The sequence below is a fragment of the Klebsiella sp. CN_Kp106 genome (assembly GCF_040064575.1).
GTDB lineage: Bacteria > Pseudomonadota > Gammaproteobacteria > Enterobacterales > Enterobacteriaceae > Klebsiella > Klebsiella michiganensis.
Map to the genome: position 1 here is coordinate 96,133 of NZ_JBEAIG010000004.1, position 20,859 is coordinate 116,991.

Genomic DNA, 20,859 nt, shown 5'->3' on the forward strand with positions numbered 1-20,859 from the left:
GACCTGAGTAAAAACCAACGCGGTTTCGTGTGCTGTGTCAATCTTACGAGAGACAACCTAAAACTTCGGGGGGATATTCTATACGCAACGACAAGGGATGTCGTTAGTTTGAATAGATTTAAATTTTAAATAATTCACGCTGCCGTTATTGCGTCGGCAGCGTGAATAAAGCAGGAAAAATTTACTGGATACCACCGATACGCGATAAACGTACGCCGGTAGGCCATTCGCCTTCCTGTTTTTCGAAACTCATCCAGATTGCGGTTGCTTTACCCACCAGATTCGCTTCCGGCACAAAGCCCCAATAACGGCTATCGGCGCTGTTATCGCGGTTGTCACCCATCATAAAATACTGCCCCGGCGGGACAATCCAGGTCGCCAGCGGCAGACCGGACTGATGGTAATACATCCCCACCTGGTCCTGAGCAATCGGTACGGTCAATATACGGTGGGTCACTTCGCCCAGCGTCTCTTTACGTTCGGTCAGACGGATGCCATCGGCTTTCGTCTCGCCTTTCGGCAGTTGCCAGAAACCGCTGGTCGCTTCGCCGCCGTTGCTGCGGGAGAAGGTCTGTACGAAATCGCTCGGCTCAACGTTGGAGTAAGTGACCGGCAGCGCGTTGCCGCAGGCCTGGCCAGAACTACAGCCCGGCTGGATAGTGACCTGCTTGGCAATCGGATCGTAAGTCACTTTATCACCCGGTAAACCGACCGCACGCTTGATATAATCCAGGCGCGGATCTTGCGGATATTTAAAGACGACAATATCGCCGCGCTTCGGATGTCCGGTTTCGATCAGCGTTTTCTGGTAAATCGGATCTTTAATGCCGTAGGCAAACTTCTCAACCAGAATAAAATCGCCGATCAGCAGCGTCGGCATCATCGAGCCGGAGGGGATCTGGAAGGGCTCATAAATGAATGAGCGAACCACCAGCACAATCGCCAGTACCGGGAAGATTGACGCGCCGGTTTCCAGCCAGCCCGGTTTCGGGCCGACCTTTTTCAGCGTTTTCTTGTCCAACTGGTCGCCGGTCGCCGCCTGCGCAGCGGCCTGACTTTCGCGACGTTTTGGCGCAAAGATAAACTTATCCAGGCACCACAACAGACCCGTCACCACAGTAGCGATGACCAGGATCAGGGCAAACATGTTCGCCATGCCAACTCCTTAGGGTTATTTGCCGTCTTTACCAACGTGCAGAATGGCGAGGAACGCTTCCTGCGGAAGCTCAACGTTACCGACCTGCTTCATGCGTTTCTTACCGTCTTTCTGCTTCTGCAGCAGCTTTTTCTTACGGCTGACGTCGCCGCCATAGCATTTCGCCAGAACGTTTTTACGCAGCTGTTTGACGGTAGAGCGGGCAATAATATGGTTGCCGATGGCAGCCTGGATAGCGATATCGAACTGCTGACGCGGGATCAGCTCTTTCATCTTCTCTACCAGTTCGCGGCCACGGTACGGCGCATTATCGTTATGCGTGATCAGCGCCAGCGCATCCACACGCTCGCCATTAATCAACACATCCACACGCACCATGTTGGAAGCCTGGAAGCGCTTGAAGTTGTAGTCCAGCGACGCATAGCCGCGGGAGGTAGACTTCAGTCGGTCGAAGAAGTCGAGCACCACTTCCGCCATCGGGATTTCATAGGTCAGCGCAACCTGATTGCCGTGGTAGACCATGTTGGTCTGTACGCCGCGTTTTTCGATACACAGGGTGATGACGTTGCCCAAAAACTCCTGCGGCAGCAGCATGTGACACTCCGCGATTGGCTCGCGCAGCTCCTGAATATTGTTCAGCGGCGGCAGCTTCGACGGGCTGTCGACGTAGATAACCTCTTTCGAGGTGGTTTCGACTTCATAGACTACCGTCGGCGCCGTGGTGATCAGATCCAGATCGTATTCACGCTCCAGGCGCTCCTGGATGATCTCCATATGCAGAAGACCCAGGAAGCCGCAGCGGAAACCGAAGCCCAGCGCCGTAGAGCTTTCCGGCTCATAGAACAGAGAAGCATCGTTGAGGCTCAGTTTGCCCAGCGCGTCGCGGAAGTTTTCATAATCATCGGAGCTGACCGGGAACAGGCCGGCATAGACCTGCGGTTTCACCTTTTTAAAGCCGGGCAGCGCTTTATCTGCCGGGTTGCGCGCAAGCGTCAGCGTATCGCCGACCGGCGCGCCGAGGATGTCTTTAATGGCGCAAACCAGCCAGCCTACCTCGCCGCATTTCAGCTCGGTACGGTCCACCTGCTTCGGCGTGAAGATGCCCAGGCGATCGGCGTTATACACCTGCCCGGTACTCATCACCTTAATTTTATCGCCTTTGCGCATGGTACCGTTTTTGATACGCACCAGAGAAACGACGCCGAGGTAGTTATCAAACCAGGAGTCGATAATCAGAGCCTGCAGCGGCGCTTCCGGATCGCCTTCCGGCGGCGGAATATCGCGCACCAGGCGCTCCAGCACGTCCGGTACGCCAACGCCGGTCTTCGCTGAACAGCGCACCGCATCGGTGGCATCAATACCAACGATGTCTTCAATCTCTTCCGCTACGCGTTCCGGATCGGCTGCGGGCAGGTCAATTTTGTTCAGGACCGGTACGACTTCAAGGTCCATTTCCATCGCCGTATAGCAGTTAGCCAGCGTCTGGGCTTCGACGCCCTGGCCGGCATCAACCACCAGCAAAGCGCCTTCACAGGCGGCAAGCGAACGAGAAACTTCATAAGAGAAGTCGACGTGGCCGGGGGTGTCGATAAAGTTCAGCTGATAGGTTTCGCCATCAGTTGCTTTGTAATCCAGGGTGACGCTCTGCGCCTTGATAGTGATACCGCGCTCACGTTCAAGATCCATGGAGTCCAGAACCTGGGCTGCCATTTCACGATCGGAAAGGCCACCGCAAATCTGGATAATACGGTCAGACAATGTCGACTTACCGTGGTCGATGTGAGCGATGATTGAAAAGTTACGTATATTCTTCATATTTAGAGTTAATTATGCCTTACGCGAATCATGAGGCCGCTGTTCTGTGCCTGACGTTTTTTAATCCGAAAACGCCGCATTCTACACTACATCCACGAAACCAGGAAATGCTCTTACCGCTAGCATAACCGGAGTAAATGATGAGTTCCTGCGGGAGTTGTAAATAAAGATAAGGGCCAGTGAAATCACTGACCCAGCTGGGAGGAAGGCGTCTCGATGCGGACTAAATCTGGCGGTAAACCGACGCTGATAATAACCGGCTGCCACGACTGCCGGGAGGCTAAGCCAGGCGAAAAACCGCGAGCGACCAGAAACCCGCCAACGCCGCCCAAAATTGCCCCGCAAAGCGAGGCAAAGTCGTTGGCAAACAGCACCTGGAATATCGATGCCATCACGAACAAACCGACTAACGGCGCCATATAAACCAATACCGCCGACCCGAGCAGGCTGCTTTCGGCAATGCCCAGTTCGACTTTTTGCCCGGCCGACAGCGGCTGTTCGCAGGGGACGCTAAGGGTATGGCTGGTTTGCGGCCCAAGCTTATTCAGCACCCGGCTTCCGCAACCGGCGCGAGAAGCACAGCTGCTGCAGGAGGCTTTCACATCGCAGTGCACCAGCGCAACGCCATTTTGCCAGGAAACGACCGTCGCCCACTCTTTAATCATTGTACTGCCCTGAATTTAATACTATCGGAAATACGCTTCGCCGTTTGCGGCGGCAGCTCGCCAACGATGGTTATCTCTGCGTTATCACGCACGGTAGTCGCCACGGTACGACGGCCGGTACGCAGCAGCTGATCGCTGCTATTTGCCGTGGCGCGATTGATATTGACAGAGAAACTAAACAGCCCGTCGGAATACAAACGGGACTCTACCGGGCCATCGAAAGTGGGCAGACGACGCTGGCTGCTGGAGACTTCGGCCACGCCCTGCGGCAGCCAGGTTGGCGCCCAGTTAAAGTTGGCCTTATTGCCCCCTTCCGGCACCGACAGCTGCGGAGGCAGGTTAGCCTTAGACAGGGTTTCCATACTGGCGCTAACGTTATCGCCAACGTTGAACGAGACGACGCGGAACTGCTCAAGCGTTTCGCCGTCGCGATCAAGCAGATCAACGCGCAGAGGCAGCTTAGTTTCAGCATCTAACCATGCGATATAGCTATAGCGGGTGCCATCGCGAGCCACGACGCGCACAACATCGCATAAACGATCGGCAATACGCGTCCGCCCCACGGAAATGAAGTCGTAATAGGATGACAGACGTTTAAAGTCGGAGTAGACCAATGAAGGCAGCGAATCAACGATATAGTCGCCGTTCAGGGTGAAAGGATCGAGTCCGGGCTCAAAATAGCTGATTTCCGTTCCGCGCAGCACCACTTCCCGACGCGGCCCGTCAAGCTGGAGCAGCTGTGCCAGGGTGCGATTGTTTAGTTTAGCGTGTCGATAACGCAGCGACTCAACACCCTGCTTGTTGATGCTGACGAAAGAGAGCTCGTAATTAAGGGACTGGCTGGCCAGGTTCATCTGCTGCAACAACGCCCCGGACGATGTATCAGCCGAGGCGTTGACGGAGAAGAACAGGCTGCCTGCCATGAGCGACATGGCACACCAAAGTTGCTTCATTACTGCGATTGTGTTCCTAAAGTTTGATAGCCCGGCACCTGAACAGCGGCTTGCTGAGTCTGGGCCTGGCCAAACTGAAGCTGTTCCGCATGCAGGCGACGCTGCAATTCATAGTCCTGCAGCATAGCATTAATTCTGCGGCGCTGTTCCTGCACCTGAGCCTGCTGACCGCTACCTGCCGAAGCATCCGCCGGCACGCCCAGGCTGACCGGGCTGGCCTTACCCATCATCGGCATGGTGTTAAACACCGGCGCCTCTGGCTGCTGGGATGAATCAGACTGGCCATTATACTGCTGAACGCCGACAATCACAGCAAGGGATACGCACGCGGCAACGCCCATCTGGGTAAGCGAGCTGGCCCACGGGCGTACTTTTTGCCAGAAAGGCATCTGACGCCACTGGTGCGGTGCGGGCTGAGATTCAGGAATTAGAGGAACCGTCTGACGAACGGGCTCGTTTTCAATGGCGGCCATGACGCGAGCTGAGATATCAAAATGGAGCACCTCACTCGTATCGCCTCGCAGCGTATCGCGGATGAGATGGTAGCTCTCCCAGGTTTTTTGCATTTCAGATGAACGCTCCAGCTCGTTGAGCAGTTCGTTATCCAGCGTTTCACCATCCATTAAGGCCGAAAGTTTTTCTTTCTGCATGCCTGATACCCTTTTCCAGTATTCCGCTATCGTCAACGCCTGATTAGCGGTTGAACTTTATTATCAATAGCTTCTCGCGCCCGGAAGATACGCGAACGCACTGTGCCCACCGGACAATCCATGATGGCGGCTATTTCTTCATAGCTCATGCCATCCAGCTCCCGCAAGGTAATTGCCATGCGTAAATCTTCCGGAAGCGATTCAATGGTACGAAAAACTATTTGTCTCAGCTCTTCTGACAACATTAAGTTCTCAGGGTTCGAAATTTCTTTCAATGCCCCGCCACTTTCGAAGTTTTCAGCATCATTCGCATCAACATCGCTGGATGGCGGACGGCGTCCCTGAGCAACCAGATAATTCTTCGCCGTGTTTACGGCGATGCGATATAACCAGGTGTAAAAAGCGCTATCCCCCCGGAAAGAATCCAGCGCACGCCATGCTTTAACGAACGATTCCTGAACAACGTCAGCGATATCGCCCGGCGGCACGTAGCGGGAGACCAGACTTGCAACCTTATGCTGATAGCGCACCACCAGCAGGTTAAATGCTTTCTGATCTCCTTTCTGGACCCGTTCAACGAGGACCTGATCCGTTAACTGCTCGCTCATCCGAGGTAATGTCTCCCCAAACCCAATTCCCATGCGTATTCAAAAACACCACCCAATTACTGCATCAAGTGAGCAAGCAGAGGGTTGGAGTGTCTGAAAACAATAAAGTTCCGTTACGCCTTTGTTTTTCGTCCGGCACCGGCTGACGGATTGTTATCTCTCATTATATGTCCCGGTTGCTAAACGATATGTAAGATAATAAGAAAAAGCGCAAGACCCGCCAGAAGGGTAACGTAACCCGGCTTTTATTTCACTATAAAATCTGAAGCTCACGAGCCGCTTCGCAAAACCTTTTTTCCATTTACAGCCCGCCTCATTACGCCGCTATGTTTAGTCCTCACAACGCTGAGTAAAAAAAATGTACGATTTCTCGCTGGCTGGTGCTATTGTTCGCTTATTGTGTTTAGTAAATTAAACAAAGGCCATGAAAACAACTTCCGATTCCTCCTGTGATGTGCTGATTATTGGCAGCGGCGCTGCCGGATTATCCCTTGCCTTACGCCTGGCGGAACGCTGCGCGGTCACGGTTCTCAGCAAAGGCCCTATCAGTGAAGGTTCTACTTTCTACGCTCAGGGCGGTATTGCCGCCGTATTTGATGAAACCGATAGCGTTGAATCGCACATCGAGGATACGTTGATAGCCGGAGCGGGTCTTTGCGATCGCCATGCGGTCTCATTCGTGGCGAGCAACGCTAAACCCTGCGTTCAGTGGCTAATCGATCAGGGCGTGCTGTTTGATACTCAGGTTCAGGCGAACGGCGAAGAGAGCTACCATCTGACCCGCGAGGGAGGTCACAGCCACCGCAGAATTCTCCACGCCGCCGATGCGACCGGTAAAGCCGTTGAGACTACCCTGGTGAGCCAGGCGCTGGCCCACCCTAATATCCGCATACTGGAACGCAGTAACGCCGTTGACCTTATTATCTCCGATAAAATCGGCCTGCCCGGCACGCGCCGGGTGGTGGGCGCGTGGATCTGGAATCGTAATAAAGAAGCGGTTGAAACCTGTAGCGCAAAGGCCGTGGTGCTGGCTACCGGCGGCGCGGCTAAAGTTTATCAATATACGACGAATCCTGACGTCTCTTCCGGCGATGGTATCGCGATGGCCTGGCGTGCCGGCTGCCGGGTCGCCAACCTCGAATTTAATCAGTTCCACCCAACCGCGCTGTACCATCCGCAAGCGCGCAACTTCCTGCTGACGGAAGCGCTGCGCGGCGAGGGCGCGCTGTTGAAACGCCCTGATGGCACGCGGTTTATGCCGGACTTTGACGAGCGCGGCGAGCTGGCTCCGCGCGATATCGTCGCCAGAGCCATCGATCATGAGATGAAGCGCCTTGGCGCTGACTGCATGTATCTGGATATCAGCCATAAACCGGCAGAATTTATTCGCCACCACTTCCCGATGATCTACGAGAAGCTGCTGGGGCTGGGCATCGATCTGACAAAAGAAGCGGTGCCCGTGGTTCCTGCCGCGCACTACACCTGCGGCGGCGTCATGGTTGACGATCACGGGCGCACCGACGTCGACGGGCTGTATGCCATCGGTGAAGTAAGCTATACCGGATTACACGGCGCTAACCGGATGGCATCAAACTCGTTGCTTGAGTGCCTCGTCTACGGGTGGTCCGCCGCCGAAGATATCGTTAAGCGTCTGCCGTTCGCGCAGGCAGTCAATGAACTGCCATCATGGGACGAAAGCCAGGTTGAAATACCTGATGAACTGGTCGTGATTCAGCACAACTGGCATGAGCTGCGCTTGCTGATGTGGGATTATGTCGGCATCGTGCGCACCACCCGCCGTCTTGAGCGCGCCCTGCGCCGCATTACTATGCTGCAGCAGGAACTGGACGAATACTACGCCCGCTTCCGCGTCTCCAATAATTTACTGGAGCTGCGAAACCTGGTGCAGGTTGCCGAGCTGATTGTGCGCTGCGCCATGCTGCGTAAAGAGAGCCGCGGGCTTCACTATACGCTGGACTATCCTGACCAGTTGCCGGAGAGCGGGCCGTCGGTGCTCTCGCCGCTGGCTCACATAAAAAGATAAAAGTCCTGGGTCAGAGCGGTAAATCCTTCGGAATACTGCTGCTCTGGCCCACGGATGATCAATCTGTCGCTAAAGCACTCCTCCCCCGCCGTCGGCGAAAAAGCCAACAGAACCCGATGCGGCGGGCGCACTTCCGTTTCCGCCACGTCGGTACGCAGACGCAGATGCCAGCCCATATTCTGCGCCCGCTGCACAAAGGCGTTACCAATGTCGACCGGAAGCACGACACAGAAAAAACCCTCCTCCGTAATAAGCTCGGCGGCGCAGGTTAATAATGTTGCGTGATCGAGGGAGGAGGTATAGCGAGCCTGCTCGCGCTGCGAGGTGGCGCAAGGTACGCCTTCAGCGAAAAAAGGCGGATTGCTGACAATCAGCTCATAGCGCCGGGTTTGCTGCGGCTGCCATTGCTGAATATCCGCCTGATGAATCTGCAGACGCTCGGCCCAGGGAGAATCCGCGGCGTTTTCTCGCGCTTGTTCTGCCGCCTCTTCATCCAGCTCCACGGCATCCACAATCACCGTCTCGCCGGTTCGCTGCGCGAGCATCAGCGCTAACAGACCGCTGCCCGCGCCGATATCCAGCACGCGCTTAACCTGAGCGATGGGGGCCCATGCGCCGAGTAAAATGCCGTCGGTACCCACTTTCATCGCACAGCGATCGTGGGCGACAAAAAACTGCTTAAACGTAAAACCATTGCGCGGCAGCGCGAACTTCGACTGGGACATCCTCGATAACCTTGCGGGCAAAAAACTCCTGAGCTTAAGGCTATGCACAATACCGGAGAACAGATAGCCTTACAAACAGATGAACATTGCGTCCGTAACGTCTATAATCGGCGGTCCACTCAGAGGTAGATCATGACTGTAACGACTTTTTCCGAACTTGAACTCGACGAAAACCTGCTGGACGCCCTCCAGGATAAAGGTTTCACACGCCCGACAGCCATTCAGGCCGCCGCTATTCCGCCTGCGCTTGATGGCCGTGATATTCTCGGTTCAGCCCCGACCGGCACCGGTAAAACGGCGGCGTATCTCCTGCCAGCGTTGCAGCATCTGCTCGATTTTCCGCGCAAGAAGTCTGGTCCGCCGCGCATTCTTATCCTGACCCCCACGCGCGAACTGGCGATGCAGGTTGCCGACCATGCGCGTGAGCTGGCAAAACATACTCATCTGGATATCGCCACGATCACCGGCGGTGTCGCCTATATGAACCATGCCGAAGTGTTCAGCGAGAACCAAGACATCGTGGTCGCCACGACCGGTCGCCTGCTGCAATATATTAAAGAAGAAAACTTTGATTGCCGCGCCGTTGAAACGCTGATCCTTGATGAAGCGGACCGCATGCTGGACATGGGCTTCGCGCAGGATATCGAACACATTGCCGGTGAAACCCGCTGGCGTAAGCAGACCATGCTGTTCTCCGCCACCCTCGAAGGTGACGCCATTAAAGATTTTGCTGAGCGTCTGCTGGAAGAACCGGTGGAAGTCTCTGCGACTCCCTCCACCCGCGAGCGTAAAAAGATTCACCAGTGGTATTACCGCGCCGATGACGTCAAGCATAAGACCGCTCTGCTGGTCCATCTGCTAAAGCAGCCGGAAGCGACGCGTTCTATCGTCTTCGTCCGTAAGCGCGAGCGCGTGCATGAGCTGGCGGGCTGGCTGCGTGAAGCGGGTATCAACACCTGCTGGCTGGAAGGTGAGATGGTACAGGCAAAACGTAATGAAGCGATTAGCCGCCTGACCGATGGCCGTATTAACGTGTTAATCGCCACCGACGTTGCCGCGCGCGGGATCGACATCGCGGACGTCAGTCACGTTTTCAACTTCGACTTGCCGCGCACGGCCGACATCTATCTGCACCGTATCGGTCGTACCGGACGCGCGGGTAAAAAGGGAACGGCCATCTCTCTGGTCGAAGCCCACGACCATCTGCTGCTGGGTAAAATTGGCCGCTATATTGAAGAGCCGTTAAAAGCCCGCGTCATCGATGAACTGCGCCCGACCACTCGCGCACCCAGCGAGAAGCAAACCGGTAAACCTTCCAAGAAGGTTTTAGCCAAGCGTGCAGAGAAGAAAGAGAAAGAAAAAGAGAAACCGCGCGTGAAAAAACGCCATCGCGATACCAAAAACATTGGTAAGCGTCGTAAACCAAGCGCAGCGGATGCTCCGCAGAAGTCAAACGAAGAGTAAAAAAAACGCCGGGATATCCCGGCGTTTTCACATTAAAACGGAATCTTACAGGCTTTCAGTAAAAGTACGGGCGATAACGTCGCGCTGCTGTTCCGGAGTCAGAGAGTTAAAGCGTACCGCATAGCCAGACACGCGAATGGTCAGCTGCGGGTATTTTTCCGGATGTTCAACCGCGTCCAGCAGAGTTTCGCGACGCAGCACGTTAACGTTCAGGTGCTGACCGCCTTCAACGCGGACTTCAGGCTTCACGTCTACCGGGATTTCACGGTATTCGATTTCACCCAGATTGCTCACTGCAACCACGTCATCTTCAGCAAAACCGGCTTTCGCGCACAGGCAGCGGGCTTCGCCTTTTTCGCTATCCAGCAGCCAGAAAGAGTTCAGCAGGTCGTCGTTTGCAGCTTTAGTAATTTGGATACCAGTAATCATTTTATGCCTCCCAGGCAGGGTTTGTTCGATTATTGGCCTTCGCGGCCAATTGGTAAAACCATTGTTCTATGAGTGTATATATATCAGCCGTACACCCGGCATTCTTTGATTTAAATCAACAAAAACCACATCACAAAAGTGGTCATAGGCGGATATTATTGTTTTACATCAAGTTACGCCATGCCGCCTACCAAATAAATTTGTAAGTTTTCAATTTTTTTTGCATAAAGAGCGTCAATCGCGTAGGGCAAATTTTGTGATGTTGAAAGATGCAGTTAAGCTATGGCAATGACACTTTGCAGGAGAGCAAAATGACCGCCCCATTAACCTGGCATGACGTGCTGGCAGAAGAGAAGCAGCAACCCTATTTTGTTAATACCCTGAAAACCGTTGCTGACGAGCGGCAATCGGGAATCACCATCTATCCCCCGCAAAAAGATGTCTTTAACGCGTTTCGTTATACTGAGCTAAGCGACGTTAAAGTGGTGATTCTCGGCCAGGATCCTTACCACGGACCAGGGCAGGCGCACGGCCTCGCCTTCTCGGTTCTACCGGGCATTCAGATCCCGCCATCGCTGCTGAATATGTACAAGGAACTGGAAGGGACGATACCAGGCTTTCAGCGCCCGACTCACGGTTATCTCGAAAGCTGGGCGCGCCAGGGCGTGTTGCTGCTCAATACCGTATTAACGGTACGTGCCGGACAAGCGCACTCTCACGCCAGCCTCGGTTGGGAAACTTTTACCGATAAAGTCATTTCGCTGATTAACCAGCATCGGGAAGGCGTCGTCTTTCTGCTGTGGGGTTCGCATGCGCAGAAGAAAGGCGCGATAATCGATCGCCAGCGCCACTGCGTGCTCAAAGCGCCGCACCCGTCGCCCCTCTCCGCCCACCGCGGGTTCTTTGGCAGTAATCATTTCGTGCAGGCGAATCAGTGGCTGACCGAACGCGGCGAAGCGCCCATTGACTGGCTGCCCAGGCTACCGGCTGAAAGCGAATAGCTCTGAAAATGAAAATGCCAGCATTACGCTGGCATTTTGACTCTGAGACAAGGTGTTACGCCTTGTTCTGCCGCCACCATTCAGCCAGCAGCACGCCGGTTGCTACGGACACGTTCAGGCTTTCAACGTTGCCGGTGCCTTCAATCGCGATGTTCAGATCGGCGCTGGAGATAGCGGCGTCAGAAAGACCGTCACTCTCCTGCCCTAACACCAGCACCATTTTCTTCGGCAGCTCGGCTTTGAACAGCGGAGTCCCGTTATGGCTGGAAGTAGAAACAATCGCGTAGCCCGCTTTACGGAAGCGCTCGAGCGTATCGATGAAGCTGTCGCCCGTAATCGGCTCAACGTGCTCCGCGCCGCCTTCCGCAGTACGAATCGCGGCGCCGGACTCCATAACGCCGGCATCCTGCACAATCACGCCTTTGACGCCAAAGTGCGCGCAGCTGCGCATAATCGCGCCGAGGTTGTGCGGGTTGCCGACATCTTCCAGCGCCAGAACACAATCTTCAGCGTCGGCTTTAGCCACCCACTGCTCAACGGAAGTGCCGTGGCGCTTTTTAATCAGGAAGCAAACCCCGCCGTGGTGTTCAGTGCCGGACGCTTTCGCCAGCTCTGCTTCATCGACCACGTGATAGGCTTTACGATTCGCCGCCATCCAGCGCAGAGCTTCTTTGAAGCGCGGGGTCACGCTCTGGATAAACCAGGCGCGAACGATGGCGTCCGGACGGCTCTGGAACAGCGCCTGGCAGGCGTTTTCACCATAAACGCGGGTTTCTTCCGCGCGCTGGCGGCGCAGCACTTCAGGATCGATAAAGCTTTTTCCGCTGATCCCGCCGTGATCCGCTTTTACCGGCGCCTCATCGCCCGGCGCGCGGGATACGGTACGCCACGGAGAGGAGCCCTCGCCGCCAAAGCCTTCACGCTTGCGATCGTCACGTTTACGATCGCCACCGCGGCTCTCTTTTTCATCGCGCGCGGGGCGGTTACGACCGTCAACACGAGACTTTCCTGGACGTCCCCCGCCCTTCCCGGTACGCGGGTTATGGGTACGTCGGTCAGAATCATCATCACTGCGGACATACATCACTTTGACCTTGCCGCTTTTATTTTTCAGTTCGTCGTCGCTCATTCATTTTCTCCACCTGCGCTGCGCGAAGCGCGCAGATTACCCGATGTGCCATCACTTAGCCATTATTTCATTTAAAAGCCTGAGTCTATCGTATTCATTGAATAAAACTCATTGTCCTTTATTCGCAGTGCATCGATAATATGTAACATTACAGAAACAAATCGGCCACGTGCCGCGCTGCAACCCATAACCAGAGGTTAGTTATGAATACCGTTTGTGCCAGTTGTCAGGCTCTGAACCGCATCCCCGACGATCGTAGCGCCGATGGCGCGAAATGCGGGCGCTGCGGTTACGATCTTTTTGATGGCGATGTGATCAACGCGACCGGGGCAACGCTGGATAAACTGCTGAAGGACGATCTGCCCGTGGTTGTTGATTTCTGGGCGCCGTGGTGTGGCCCCTGCCGTAACTTTGCGCCAATCTTTGAAGATGTGGCTGAAGAACGCAGCGGCGAAATGCGTTTCGTGAAAGTGAATACCGAGATGGAGCGTGAACTGAGCGCTCGCTTCCGCATTCGCAGCATCCCGACCATTATGATGTTTAAAAATGGCGAAGTTATCGACATGCTCAATGGTGCCGTACCTAAAGCACCTTTCGATAGCTGGCTAAACGAAGCAGGCCAGCAGTAAACCTCACGGGGCACCGCTTGTGCCCCGTTTTCTCCTCTGCGACAATGGCGTTTTTTCTTAGCGATCCCCATGACTGATAACGCCGTCCTTCGCCTTCGCGCCGAACGCCTCGCGCGCGCCACCCGGCCTTTTCTTGCTCGCGGCAACCGTATCCACCGCTGCCAGCGTTGCTTGCTGCCGTTGAAGCAGTGCCTTTGCGCCACCCTCAAGCCGGCTGCCGCCGCCAGCCGTTTTTGCCTGGTGATGTTCGATACCGAGCCAATGAAGCCCAGCAATACCGGTCGCCTGATTGCCGATATACTGCCGGATACGGAGGCCTTTCAGTGGTCACGAACCGAACCGCCGCAGGCGCTTCTCGATCTCGTCGCCGACGCGCAATATCAGCCGATGGTGGTTTTTCCTGCCTCTTACGCTGGCCCAGAGCGTCAGGTACTTGATTCACCACCCCCGGGTAAACCACCGCTGTTTATTATGCTCGACGGCACCTGGCCCGAAGCGCGAAAAATGTTCCGTAAAAGCCCCTGGCTTGACGCGCTGCCGATGATTTCCGTCGATCTGTCGCGTATCTCCGCTTATCACCTGCGGGAAGCTCACGCAGAAGGCCAATACTGTACTGCCGAAGTCGCGATTGCGCTGCTGGATCTCGCGGGGGATGAAAGCGCAGCCACGGCCCTAGGCGATCACTTCAGCTTATTCAGAGCGCGCTACCTGGCAGGAAAAACTCAGCATAAGGGCAGTATCACAGCACAACTGACAGAAAACGTTTAAAATCATTCGGTCACTGGGGATCAAAGGAGACCGGTATGAGCCAACGAGGCCTGGAAGCATTGCTGCGGCCAAAGTCGATCGCCGTTATTGGCGCATCAATGAAACCACAGCGCGCCGGTTATCTGATGATGCGCAACCTACTGGCGGGCGGATTTAGCGGCCCCGTTCTCCCCGTAACGCCAGCGTGGAAAGCGGTTCAGGGCGTACTGGCCTGGCCTGACGTCGACAGTCTGCCCTTCACGCCCGATCTCGCCGTGCTTTGTACTAACGCCCGCCGAAATCTTGAGCTGCTGGAAGCGCTGGGGCAAAAAGGGTGCAAAACCTGCATCATTCTCTCCTCCATCCCCGAACAGTATCCCGCGCTGCTTGAATGCGCCGCCCGCTACCAGATGCGTCTGCTCGGCCCTAACAGCCTTGGCCTGCTTGCGCCGTGGCAGGGCCTCAACGCCAGCTTTTCGCCGGTGCCTATTCATCGCGGCAAACTGGCGTTTATTTCGCAATCGGCGGCGGTCTCCAATACCATCCTCGACTGGGCCCAGCAGCGCGAGATGGGTTTTTCTTACTTTATTGCGCTGGGGGATAGTCTGGACATCGACGTTGATGACCTGCTTGATTTCCTCGCTCGCGATAGTAAAACCAGCGCCATTTTGCTTTATCTCGAACACCTCAGCGATGCCCGTCGTTTTGTCTCAGCGGCCCGTAGCGCATCGCGTAATAAGCCGATTCTGGTGATTAAAAGCGGACGCAGTCCGGCTGCGCAGAAGCTTCTGCACGTCAACTCTGGCATGGATCCGGCCTGGGACGCCGCTATTCAGCGCGCAGGTTTATTGCGCGTACAGGACACGCACGAGCTGTTCTCAGCGGTCGAAACCCTCAGCCACATGCGCCCGCTGCGCGGCGAGAAACTGATGATAATCAGCAACGGCGCCGCTCCGGCTGCGCTGGCGCTGGATGAGCTCTGGCTGCGTAACGGCAAGCTCGCCGCGCTCAGCGAAGAGACCAGCAGCGCTCTCCGTCAGGCATTACCTGAAACCATCGATATTGCCAACCCGCTGGATCTCCGAGATGACGCCAGCAGCGAGCATTACCTCAAAGCGTTGAACGCACTGCTGGATAGCCATGACTACGATGCGCTGCTGGTGATCCACTCTCCCAGCGCTGCCGCACCGGGAACAGAGAGCGCGCTGGCGCTGATTGACGCTCTGAAGCGCCACCCGCGCGGCAAATACGTTACGGTTCTTACCAACTGGTGCGGTGAGTTCTCTTCACAAGAAGCCCGGCGCCTGTTTAGCGATGCGGGGCTGCCGACCTATCGAACGCCTGAAGGAACCATTACCGCTTTTATGCACATGGTGGAGTACCGGCGTAACCAGAAACAGCTCAGGGAAACCCCGGTCCTGTCAGATTCGTTAACCACTAACGCTGCCGAAGCGCACAACCTGCTGCAACGGGCAATGAATGAAGGCGCAACGTCGCTGGATACCCATGAAGTGAGCCCCGTTCTGCACGCTTACGGTATTCATACCCTGCCGACGTGGATTGCCGCCGATAGTGCCGAGGCTGTACATATTGCCGAGCAGATTGGCTACCCCGTCGCTCTGAAGCTGCGCTCGCCTGATATTCCGCACAAGTCGGAAGTTCAGGGGGTTATGCTTTATCTGCGCACGGCTACCGAGGTACAGCAGGCCGCGGACGCGATTATCGATCGCGTCAAAATGACCTGGCCTCAGGCGCGTATTCACGGGCTGCTGGTGCAAAGCATGGCTAATCGCGCCGGGGCGCAGGAGCTGCGGGTTGTCGTTGAGCACGATCCGGTTTTTGGGCCGCTGATCATGCTGGGGGAAGGCGGCGTCGAATGGCGGGCTGAGGATCAGGCCGCCGTCGCGCTCCCGCCGCTGAATATGAACCTTGCGCGCTATCTGGTTATCCAGGCCATCAAAAGTAAAAAAGTGCGCGGCCGCAGCGCGCTGCGCCCTCTCGATATTCCTGGCCTGAGCCAGCTTCTGGTACAGGTATCGAATTTGATCGTCGACTGTCCGGAAATACAGCGCCTGGATATTCACCCTCTTCTGGCTTCCGGCCACGAGTTTACCGCGCTTGATGTCACGTTAACTCTCGCACCGTTTACCGGCGATAGTGAAAGTCGCCTGGCCATACGCCCTTATCCTCAGCAGCAGGAGGAGTGGGTGGTGATGAAGAATGGCGAACGCTGTCTTTTCCGTCCCATACTCCCGGAAGATGAGCCGCAGCTTATGGCCTTTATCGCTCAGGTCACGAAAGAAGATCTGTATTATCGTTACTTCAGCGAAATCAACGAATTTACTCATGATGATTTAGCCAATATGACGCAGATCGACTACGATCGAGAAATGGCCTTTGTTGCTGTGCGCACCACCGCCGAGGGGAACGAGATCCTCGGCGTAACGCGAGCGATCTCCGATCCGGATAATATCGATGCCGAGTTTGCTGTACTGGTGCGCTCCGACCTGAAGGGTATGGGGTTAGGCCGCAAGCTCCTGGAAAAGCTGATTGCCTACACGCAAAACCACGGCCTGCAGCGTTTGAATGGCATTACCATGCCGAATAATAAAGGCATGATCGGACTCGCCAGAAAGCTAGGATTCTCGGTTGATATTCAGCTTGAAGATGGAATTGTCAGTTTGTCTCTACAGCTTGTACCTGAGCAATTACAAACGGCTGGCCGCAATTGTTGACCACTTTAACGGGTAGTAATGGTATTATTGCCCGCTTACGTCGTCTGCATGGTACAGAAGACCCTTCAATAAACAGAGAAGAAACGCACTGTGATGTTGTCAAAATTTAAACGCAATAAACATCAACAACACCTTGCCCAACTCCCTAAGCTTTCTCAGTCAGTTGATGATATCGAGTTCTTTTACGCTCCGGCAGATTTTCGGCAAGCGTTACTGGCCAGGATAGCTCAAGCCACCCAGCGTATTTGTATCATTGCGCTTTATCTGGAACAGGATGATGGCGGCAAAGGAATTTTGCAGGCGCTCTATGACGCTAAGCGTCAGCGTCCCGAATTAGATGTTCAGGTGTTGGTCGACTGGCATCGCGCCCAGCGCGGGCGTATTGGCGTCGCGGCGTCAAACACCAATGCCGACTGGTACTGCCGCATGGCGCAGGAAAATCCCGGTGTCGATATCCCGGTTTATGGCGTTCCGGTCAATACCCGGGAAGCGCTCGGCGTCCTCCACTTCAAAGGTTTTATCATTGATGACAGCGTTCTCTACAGCGGCGCCAGTCTGAATGATGTTTACCTGCATCAACACGATAAGTATCGCTACGACCGCTACCAGTGCATTCGCAACGGTAAAATGGCTGATGTGATGTTCGACTGGGTTGAGAATAACCTGGTGCAAGGGCGTGGCGTTAACCGCCTTGACAGGGCCGATCGGCCAAAAAGTCCGGAAATCAAAAATGACATCCGCCAGTATCGCCAGGAGCTCCGCGATAGCAGCTATCATTTTATCGGCAATGCTGACGATGACCAGCTGTCGGTCACTCCGTTAGTGGGCCTCGGGAAGACGAGTCTGCTGAATAAAACCATTTTTCATCTGATGCCCTGCGCTGAGCATAAGCTGACTATCTGCACCCCCTATTTCAACCTGCCCGCTCTGCTGGTACGTAATATCATCCAGCTGCTGCGTAGCGGGAAGAAAGTCGAAATTATCGTTGGTGATAAAACCGCTAATGATTTCTATATTCCGGAAGATCAGCCGTTTAAAATTATCGGCGCGCTGCCCTATCTTTACGAAATCAATCTGCGACGCTTCCTGAGCCGACTGCAGTATTATGTCAATACCGATCAGCTGATTGTCCGTTTATGGAAGGACGACGATAACAGCTACCACCTGAAAGGCATGTGGGTTGATGACGAATGGATGCTGCTGACCGGCAATAACCTGAACCCGCGCGCATGGCGGCTGGATTTGGAAAACGCGATACTTATCCACGATCCAAAACACCAGCTCGGCGCAATGCGTGAAAAAGAGCTCAATCTCATCCGCAAACATACTACGATCGTTCAGCACTATCGCGATTTGCAAAGTATTGCCGATTACCCGATAAAGGTACGCAAACTGATCAGGCGTCTGCGACGTATCCGAATCGACCGCCTTATCAGCCGTATTCTCTGAATTCACGCCCCGCCCAGCGGGGCTTTTTCTGGAATTAGTATGCGCGTCATCATGCTTATTGCCCCACTATTATTACTGACTGGCTGCAGCCATATGGCTAATGATTCATGGAGCGGCCAGGATAAAGCCCAACACTTCCTCGCCTCAGCCATGCTTTCCGCCGCAGGCAACGAATATGCCCAGCATCAGGGCTATAGCCGCGACCGGAGTGCCGCTATAGGCTTTATGTTTTCCGTGAGCTTAGGGGCATCGAAGGAGCTATGGGACAGCCGCCCGTCAGGGAGCGGCTGGAGCTGGAAAGATTTTGCCTGGGATGTGGCAGGTGCCACTACCGGCTATGCGGTATGGCAGCTGGCACATCAGTAATGCTACAAACGTAGCCCCTTGCCTTTACGATGCAGCGTCAGGGAGACCAGGAAGGCAATCGCGCCCATGACGGTCACGTACCAGTAAAAGGCGTGCTCAATTCCCGCTGATTTTAGCGACAGCGCGACATACTCTGCCGAGCCGCCAAATAGCGCATTGGCCACCGCATAAGAGAGTCCAACCCCCAGGGCACGAACCTGAGCCGGAAACATTTCGGCCTTCAGAATGCCGCTGATTGAGGTATAGAAGCTTACTATCAACAGGGCGCATATCACTAAAGCAAATGCCGCATACGGTGAACTCACGTTCTGTAATGCATTGAGAATCGGGACAGTGAAGACGGTGACGAGTACGCCAAAACAGAGCATTGAGGTCCGGCGGCCAATCTTATCCGAAAGCGCGCCGAAAAGCGGCTGAACAAGCATATAAACAAATAAGGCAGCGGTCATAATCATGCTGGCGGTGCCCGCGCTCATGCCTGCGGTGTTGACCAGATATTTCTGCATATAGGTTGTAAAGGTATAAAAGCTTAACGACCCTGCGGCAGTGAATCCGAGCACCATGATAAATGCCTTACGGTTACGCCATAATCCTTTAAACGATCCCGCTTCTTTTAACGCGCGCGTTTCCTGTTTAGACGTTTCGTCCAGCTGTCGTCTCAGCCACAGGGCAACGATAGCCAGGACTGCGCCAAGAGCAAACGGGATACGCCATCCCCAGGCATGAAGCTCTTCATCACTGAGGATCTGCTGTAAGGCAACCACAACCAGCACGGCCAGAAGTTGCCCACCAATCAGCGTGACATACTGAAATGAGGCATAGAAACCTTTCTTTCCTTCCACCGCGACTTCGCTCATATAGGTCGCGCTGGTACCGTATTCTCCGCCAACGGACAGGCCCTGGAACAGGCGTGCAAGTAGCAGCAGAGCCGGGGCCCAGGTCCCTATCGTTGCATAACCCGGCAGGCAGGCAATCACCAGTGAACCAAAACACATCATGCATACGGAGATAAGCATAGAGGTTTTACGTCCACGACGATCGGCAATGCGCCCGAATATCCATCCCCCGATCGGACGCATCAGAAAACCCGCCGCAAATACCCCTGCAGTTTGTAACAATTGCGTAGTGGTGTTGCCAGAAGGAAAGAAGATGTGCGCAAAGTAGAGTGAGCAAAATGAATAGACGTAGAAATCAAACCATTCCACCAAATTCCCTGATGACGCCCCCACAATTGCCCATATACGGCGCCGGGTATCACCCTGATCCTGGGATCCGCGTTCGCTAATACTGCTTTCTGTCATTGTAATTCTGCTCCAGCAAAGACTGCAATCTGCCGCGTCGGGTGACCCCGCTCAATCAGACAAATCGATTAGTAAATTAAATGTTATATAATTGTTATTTTTTAGTTTGTGATGCCATTCACATTTTTTTTCGTACTGCAGGTTTTCGCGATTAAAAGGAGATTCTTCAGGATTAGCAAAGTGAAATATGGTGAATAGCGGGCCAGAACAGGTTTTTATACAGGCGATATTGCGACACAAATTTATGTGGGGCGGGAAGATCGATGCTGAAAATTATCCCCAATGAGCCTGATGTTTCTTTTTTCGCTGGAGATAGTCTTCATCCTGACGAAGCTTATCCCACCATTGTTTGAAAACTGCCGCAGCTGCCGCCTTAACAGGATCATTACCTCGCGAATTCAGGTGCCCCTCCTTCGCGTATTTTTTACCGCCTTTGTAATTGGCATAACGCCTTGCCCGGGTGTAGCCCATCTGAATAAATTTGCGCGCCATATCCATACCGACAAAATCATTCTGCTGTCGATAGAACTCGAAGAGCTGATAAATTTTCCTGGCAGATTCAATCGCCGATGCTTCATCTTTATAGCGCCAGTAGGGAAGAATTTCGCTTTTATAGGGTTCAACCAACAACACGCCCTGTTCACCTCTTCCTACCTGATAAAGCTCCGGATGCTGGCGAAAATCGATGCTGGAAAAGTCTTGCTGGTAATTAAAAGGCTTAATGGCCATTATTTTCTCACGGGCTGGCTGATAGACATTATAAGCCTGGTACATAAGACTGAAGTGTGGCTAATGGAATCTTCTGTATCTTTATACAGAGAGCCCGCATAAAACCGGCAGGTTATTATTATGAAGATGTGGATGAAAGCAGGGAGTAAAAGGCAGAAATGACCGCGGAGATGGGTTTTATGGGTAAACCGATGTCCGGTCGGTTCAGTCGACAAAAACGCAAAAAGCCCATCCGTCAGGATGGGCTCTTCACTTGTTTGATGC

The 20,859-nt window shown here is 54.3% G+C and carries 19 protein-coding genes; 8 read left to right on the plus strand and 11 right to left on the minus strand.

The annotated features are described in order from the left end of the window. Window positions 1-181: 181 nt before the first annotated feature. From lepB to rpoE, 6 genes are all read right to left on the minus strand, one after another. On the minus strand, window positions 182-1,156 hold the full coding sequence (lepB, locus tag ABLU96_RS04190; RefSeq protein ID WP_025106581.1) for a signal peptidase I: 975 nt from the start codon (window positions 1,154-1,156) through the stop codon (window positions 182-184). A gap of 15 nt (window positions 1,157-1,171) precedes the next feature. Then, on the minus strand, window positions 1,172-2,971 hold the full coding sequence (lepA, locus tag ABLU96_RS04195) for a translation elongation factor 4 (protein ID WP_004853275.1): 1,800 nt from the start codon (window positions 2,969-2,971) through the stop codon (window positions 1,172-1,174). Window positions 2,972-3,156: 185 nt separating this feature from the next. Next, window positions 3,157-3,636 carry a SoxR-reducing system protein RseC gene (gene rseC / locus ABLU96_RS04200; protein ID WP_049082392.1) on the minus strand — a complete coding sequence of 160 codons (480 nt, stop codon included), beginning with the start codon at window positions 3,634-3,636 and terminating at the stop codon, window positions 3,157-3,159. Then, window positions 3,633-4,589 (minus strand): sigma-E factor regulatory protein RseB, encoded by a 957-nt coding sequence (rseB, locus tag ABLU96_RS04205; protein WP_004853278.1) that lies wholly within the window; start codon window positions 4,587-4,589, stop codon window positions 3,633-3,635. The genes rseC and rseB overlap by 4 nt, the downstream gene beginning before the upstream one ends. Then, window positions 4,589-5,239, minus strand: coding sequence for an anti-sigma-E factor RseA (gene rseA, locus ABLU96_RS04210; RefSeq protein WP_004853279.1), 651 nt, complete (start codon window positions 5,237-5,239; stop codon window positions 4,589-4,591). Before rseA ends, rseB begins: the two co-directional genes overlap by 1 nt. Window positions 5,240-5,271: 32 nt before the next feature. Further along, on the minus strand, window positions 5,272-5,847 hold the full coding sequence (rpoE, locus tag ABLU96_RS04215) for an RNA polymerase sigma factor RpoE (protein ID WP_004104583.1): 576 nt from the start codon (window positions 5,845-5,847) through the stop codon (window positions 5,272-5,274). A 424-nt stretch (window positions 5,848-6,271) separates the two neighbouring features. On the opposite strand from rpoE, the gene nadB reads away from it, so the two are divergent. After that, window positions 6,272-7,891 carry an L-aspartate oxidase gene (nadB, locus tag ABLU96_RS04220; RefSeq protein WP_004853280.1) on the plus strand — a complete coding sequence of 540 codons (1,620 nt, stop codon included), beginning with the start codon at window positions 6,272-6,274 and terminating at the stop codon, window positions 7,889-7,891. Here nadB and ABLU96_RS04225 read toward each other — a convergent pair. Then, window positions 7,876-8,616, minus strand: a complete 741-nt coding sequence (locus tag ABLU96_RS04225; protein ID WP_032750910.1) for a tRNA1(Val) (adenine(37)-N6)-methyltransferase — start codon at window positions 8,614-8,616, stop codon at window positions 7,876-7,878. The two genes, nadB and ABLU96_RS04225, sit on opposite strands and share 16 nt — an antisense overlap. 132 nt (window positions 8,617-8,748) lie before the next feature. Here ABLU96_RS04225 and srmB point away from each other — a divergent pair, with 132 nt between their 5' ends. After that, the gene (gene srmB / locus ABLU96_RS04230) at window positions 8,749-10,080 is read left to right on the plus strand and encodes an ATP-dependent RNA helicase SrmB (RefSeq protein ID WP_004853282.1); all 1,332 of its coding nucleotides are present in this window, start codon (window positions 8,749-8,751) and stop codon (window positions 10,078-10,080) included. 45 nt (window positions 10,081-10,125) lie between these two features. On the opposite strand, the gene grcA is transcribed toward srmB, so the two are convergent. Beyond that, window positions 10,126-10,509, minus strand: a complete 384-nt coding sequence (gene grcA / locus ABLU96_RS04235) for an autonomous glycyl radical cofactor GrcA (protein WP_004104596.1) — start codon at window positions 10,507-10,509, stop codon at window positions 10,126-10,128. A gap of 311 nt (window positions 10,510-10,820) precedes the next feature. Here grcA and ung point away from each other — a divergent pair, with 311 nt between their 5' ends. Then, the gene (gene ung, locus ABLU96_RS04240) at window positions 10,821-11,510 is read left to right on the plus strand and encodes a uracil-DNA glycosylase (RefSeq protein WP_014230405.1); all 690 of its coding nucleotides are present in this window, start codon (window positions 10,821-10,823) and stop codon (window positions 11,508-11,510) included. 55 nt (window positions 11,511-11,565) lie between these two features. Here the strand turns inward: ung and ABLU96_RS04245 are convergent, their stop codons facing one another. Next, window positions 11,566-12,639, minus strand: a complete 1,074-nt coding sequence (locus ABLU96_RS04245) for a tRNA/rRNA methyltransferase (RefSeq protein ID WP_004123719.1) — start codon at window positions 12,637-12,639, stop codon at window positions 11,566-11,568. Between the two features lie 203 nt (window positions 12,640-12,842). Here ABLU96_RS04245 and trxC point away from each other — a divergent pair, with 203 nt between their 5' ends. The 5 genes from trxC (at window position 12,843) to ABLU96_RS04270 (ending at window position 18,565) form a co-directional block, all read left to right on the plus strand. Next, window positions 12,843-13,268, plus strand: a complete 426-nt coding sequence (gene trxC, locus ABLU96_RS04250; protein ID WP_064404354.1) for a thioredoxin TrxC — start codon at window positions 12,843-12,845, stop codon at window positions 13,266-13,268. Window positions 13,269-13,337: 69 nt separating this feature from the next. Continuing rightward, window positions 13,338-14,036 carry a tRNA-uridine aminocarboxypropyltransferase gene (locus tag ABLU96_RS04255; protein WP_064404352.1) on the plus strand — a complete coding sequence of 233 codons (699 nt, stop codon included), beginning with the start codon at window positions 13,338-13,340 and terminating at the stop codon, window positions 14,034-14,036. A 35-nt stretch (window positions 14,037-14,071) separates the two neighbouring features. Beyond that, window positions 14,072-16,750, plus strand: coding sequence for a protein lysine acetyltransferase (pat, locus tag ABLU96_RS04260; RefSeq protein WP_064404349.1), 2,679 nt, complete (start codon window positions 14,072-14,074; stop codon window positions 16,748-16,750). A 93-nt stretch (window positions 16,751-16,843) separates the two neighbouring features. Further along, window positions 16,844-18,199 carry a CDP-diacylglycerol--serine O-phosphatidyltransferase gene (pssA, locus tag ABLU96_RS04265; protein WP_014230410.1) on the plus strand — a complete coding sequence of 452 codons (1,356 nt, stop codon included), beginning with the start codon at window positions 16,844-16,846 and terminating at the stop codon, window positions 18,197-18,199. A 39-nt stretch (window positions 18,200-18,238) separates the two neighbouring features. Further along, window positions 18,239-18,565 (plus strand): YfiM family lipoprotein, encoded by a 327-nt coding sequence (locus tag ABLU96_RS04270; protein WP_014839230.1) that lies wholly within the window; start codon window positions 18,239-18,241, stop codon window positions 18,563-18,565. A gap of 2 nt (window positions 18,566-18,567) precedes the next feature. Here the strand turns inward: ABLU96_RS04270 and ABLU96_RS04275 are convergent, their stop codons facing one another. Both ABLU96_RS04275 and ABLU96_RS04280 read right to left on the minus strand, forming a co-directional pair. Continuing rightward, window positions 18,568-19,866 (minus strand): MFS transporter, encoded by a 1,299-nt coding sequence (locus ABLU96_RS04275; RefSeq protein ID WP_004853296.1) that lies wholly within the window; start codon window positions 19,864-19,866, stop codon window positions 18,568-18,570. A gap of 273 nt (window positions 19,867-20,139) precedes the next feature. Then, on the minus strand, window positions 20,140-20,595 hold the full coding sequence (locus ABLU96_RS04280) for a DUF4385 domain-containing protein (protein ID WP_046878655.1): 456 nt from the start codon (window positions 20,593-20,595) through the stop codon (window positions 20,140-20,142). Between the last annotated feature and the right edge of the window lie 264 nt (window positions 20,596-20,859).

Bases quoted from the DNA above. Each gene is read 5' to 3' on its own strand.
- srmB (WP_004853282.1), top strand. From the start codon at position 8,749: ATGACTGTAACGACTTTTTCCGAACTTGAACTCGACGAAAACCTGCTG.
- ABLU96_RS04280 (WP_046878655.1), bottom strand. From the start codon at position 20,595: ATGGCCATTAAGCCTTTTAATTACCAGCAAGACTTTTCCAGCATCGAT.
- ABLU96_RS04270 (WP_014839230.1), top strand. From the start codon at position 18,239: ATGCGCGTCATCATGCTTATTGCCCCACTATTATTACTGACTGGCTGC.
- lepB (WP_025106581.1), bottom strand. From the start codon at position 1,156: ATGGCGAACATGTTTGCCCTGATCCTGGTCATCGCTACTGTGGTGACG.
- pssA (WP_014230410.1), top strand. From the start codon at position 16,844: ATGTTGTCAAAATTTAAACGCAATAAACATCAACAACACCTTGCCCAA.
- ABLU96_RS04225 (WP_032750910.1), bottom strand. From the start codon at position 8,616: ATGTCCCAGTCGAAGTTCGCGCTGCCGCGCAATGGTTTTACGTTTAAG.
- ABLU96_RS04275 (WP_004853296.1), bottom strand. From the start codon at position 19,866: ATGACAGAAAGCAGTATTAGCGAACGCGGATCCCAGGATCAGGGTGAT.
- lepA (WP_004853275.1), bottom strand. From the start codon at position 2,971: ATGAAGAATATACGTAACTTTTCAATCATCGCTCACATCGACCACGGT.
- ung (WP_014230405.1), top strand. From the start codon at position 10,821: ATGACCGCCCCATTAACCTGGCATGACGTGCTGGCAGAAGAGAAGCAG.
- rpoE (WP_004104583.1), bottom strand. From the start codon at position 5,847: ATGAGCGAGCAGTTAACGGATCAGGTCCTCGTTGAACGGGTCCAGAAA.
- ABLU96_RS04255 (WP_064404352.1), top strand. From the start codon at position 13,338: ATGACTGATAACGCCGTCCTTCGCCTTCGCGCCGAACGCCTCGCGCGC.
- trxC (WP_064404354.1), top strand. From the start codon at position 12,843: ATGAATACCGTTTGTGCCAGTTGTCAGGCTCTGAACCGCATCCCCGAC.
- rseA (WP_004853279.1), bottom strand. From the start codon at position 5,239: ATGCAGAAAGAAAAACTTTCGGCCTTAATGGATGGTGAAACGCTGGAT.
- rseB (WP_004853278.1), bottom strand. From the start codon at position 4,589: ATGAAGCAACTTTGGTGTGCCATGTCGCTCATGGCAGGCAGCCTGTTC.
- ABLU96_RS04245 (WP_004123719.1), bottom strand. From the start codon at position 12,639: ATGAGCGACGACGAACTGAAAAATAAAAGCGGCAAGGTCAAAGTGATG.
- grcA (WP_004104596.1), bottom strand. From the start codon at position 10,509: ATGATTACTGGTATCCAAATTACTAAAGCTGCAAACGACGACCTGCTG.
- nadB (WP_004853280.1), top strand. From the start codon at position 6,272: ATGAAAACAACTTCCGATTCCTCCTGTGATGTGCTGATTATTGGCAGC.
- pat (WP_064404349.1), top strand. From the start codon at position 14,072: ATGAGCCAACGAGGCCTGGAAGCATTGCTGCGGCCAAAGTCGATCGCC.
- rseC (WP_049082392.1), bottom strand. From the start codon at position 3,636: ATGATTAAAGAGTGGGCGACGGTCGTTTCCTGGCAAAATGGCGTTGCG.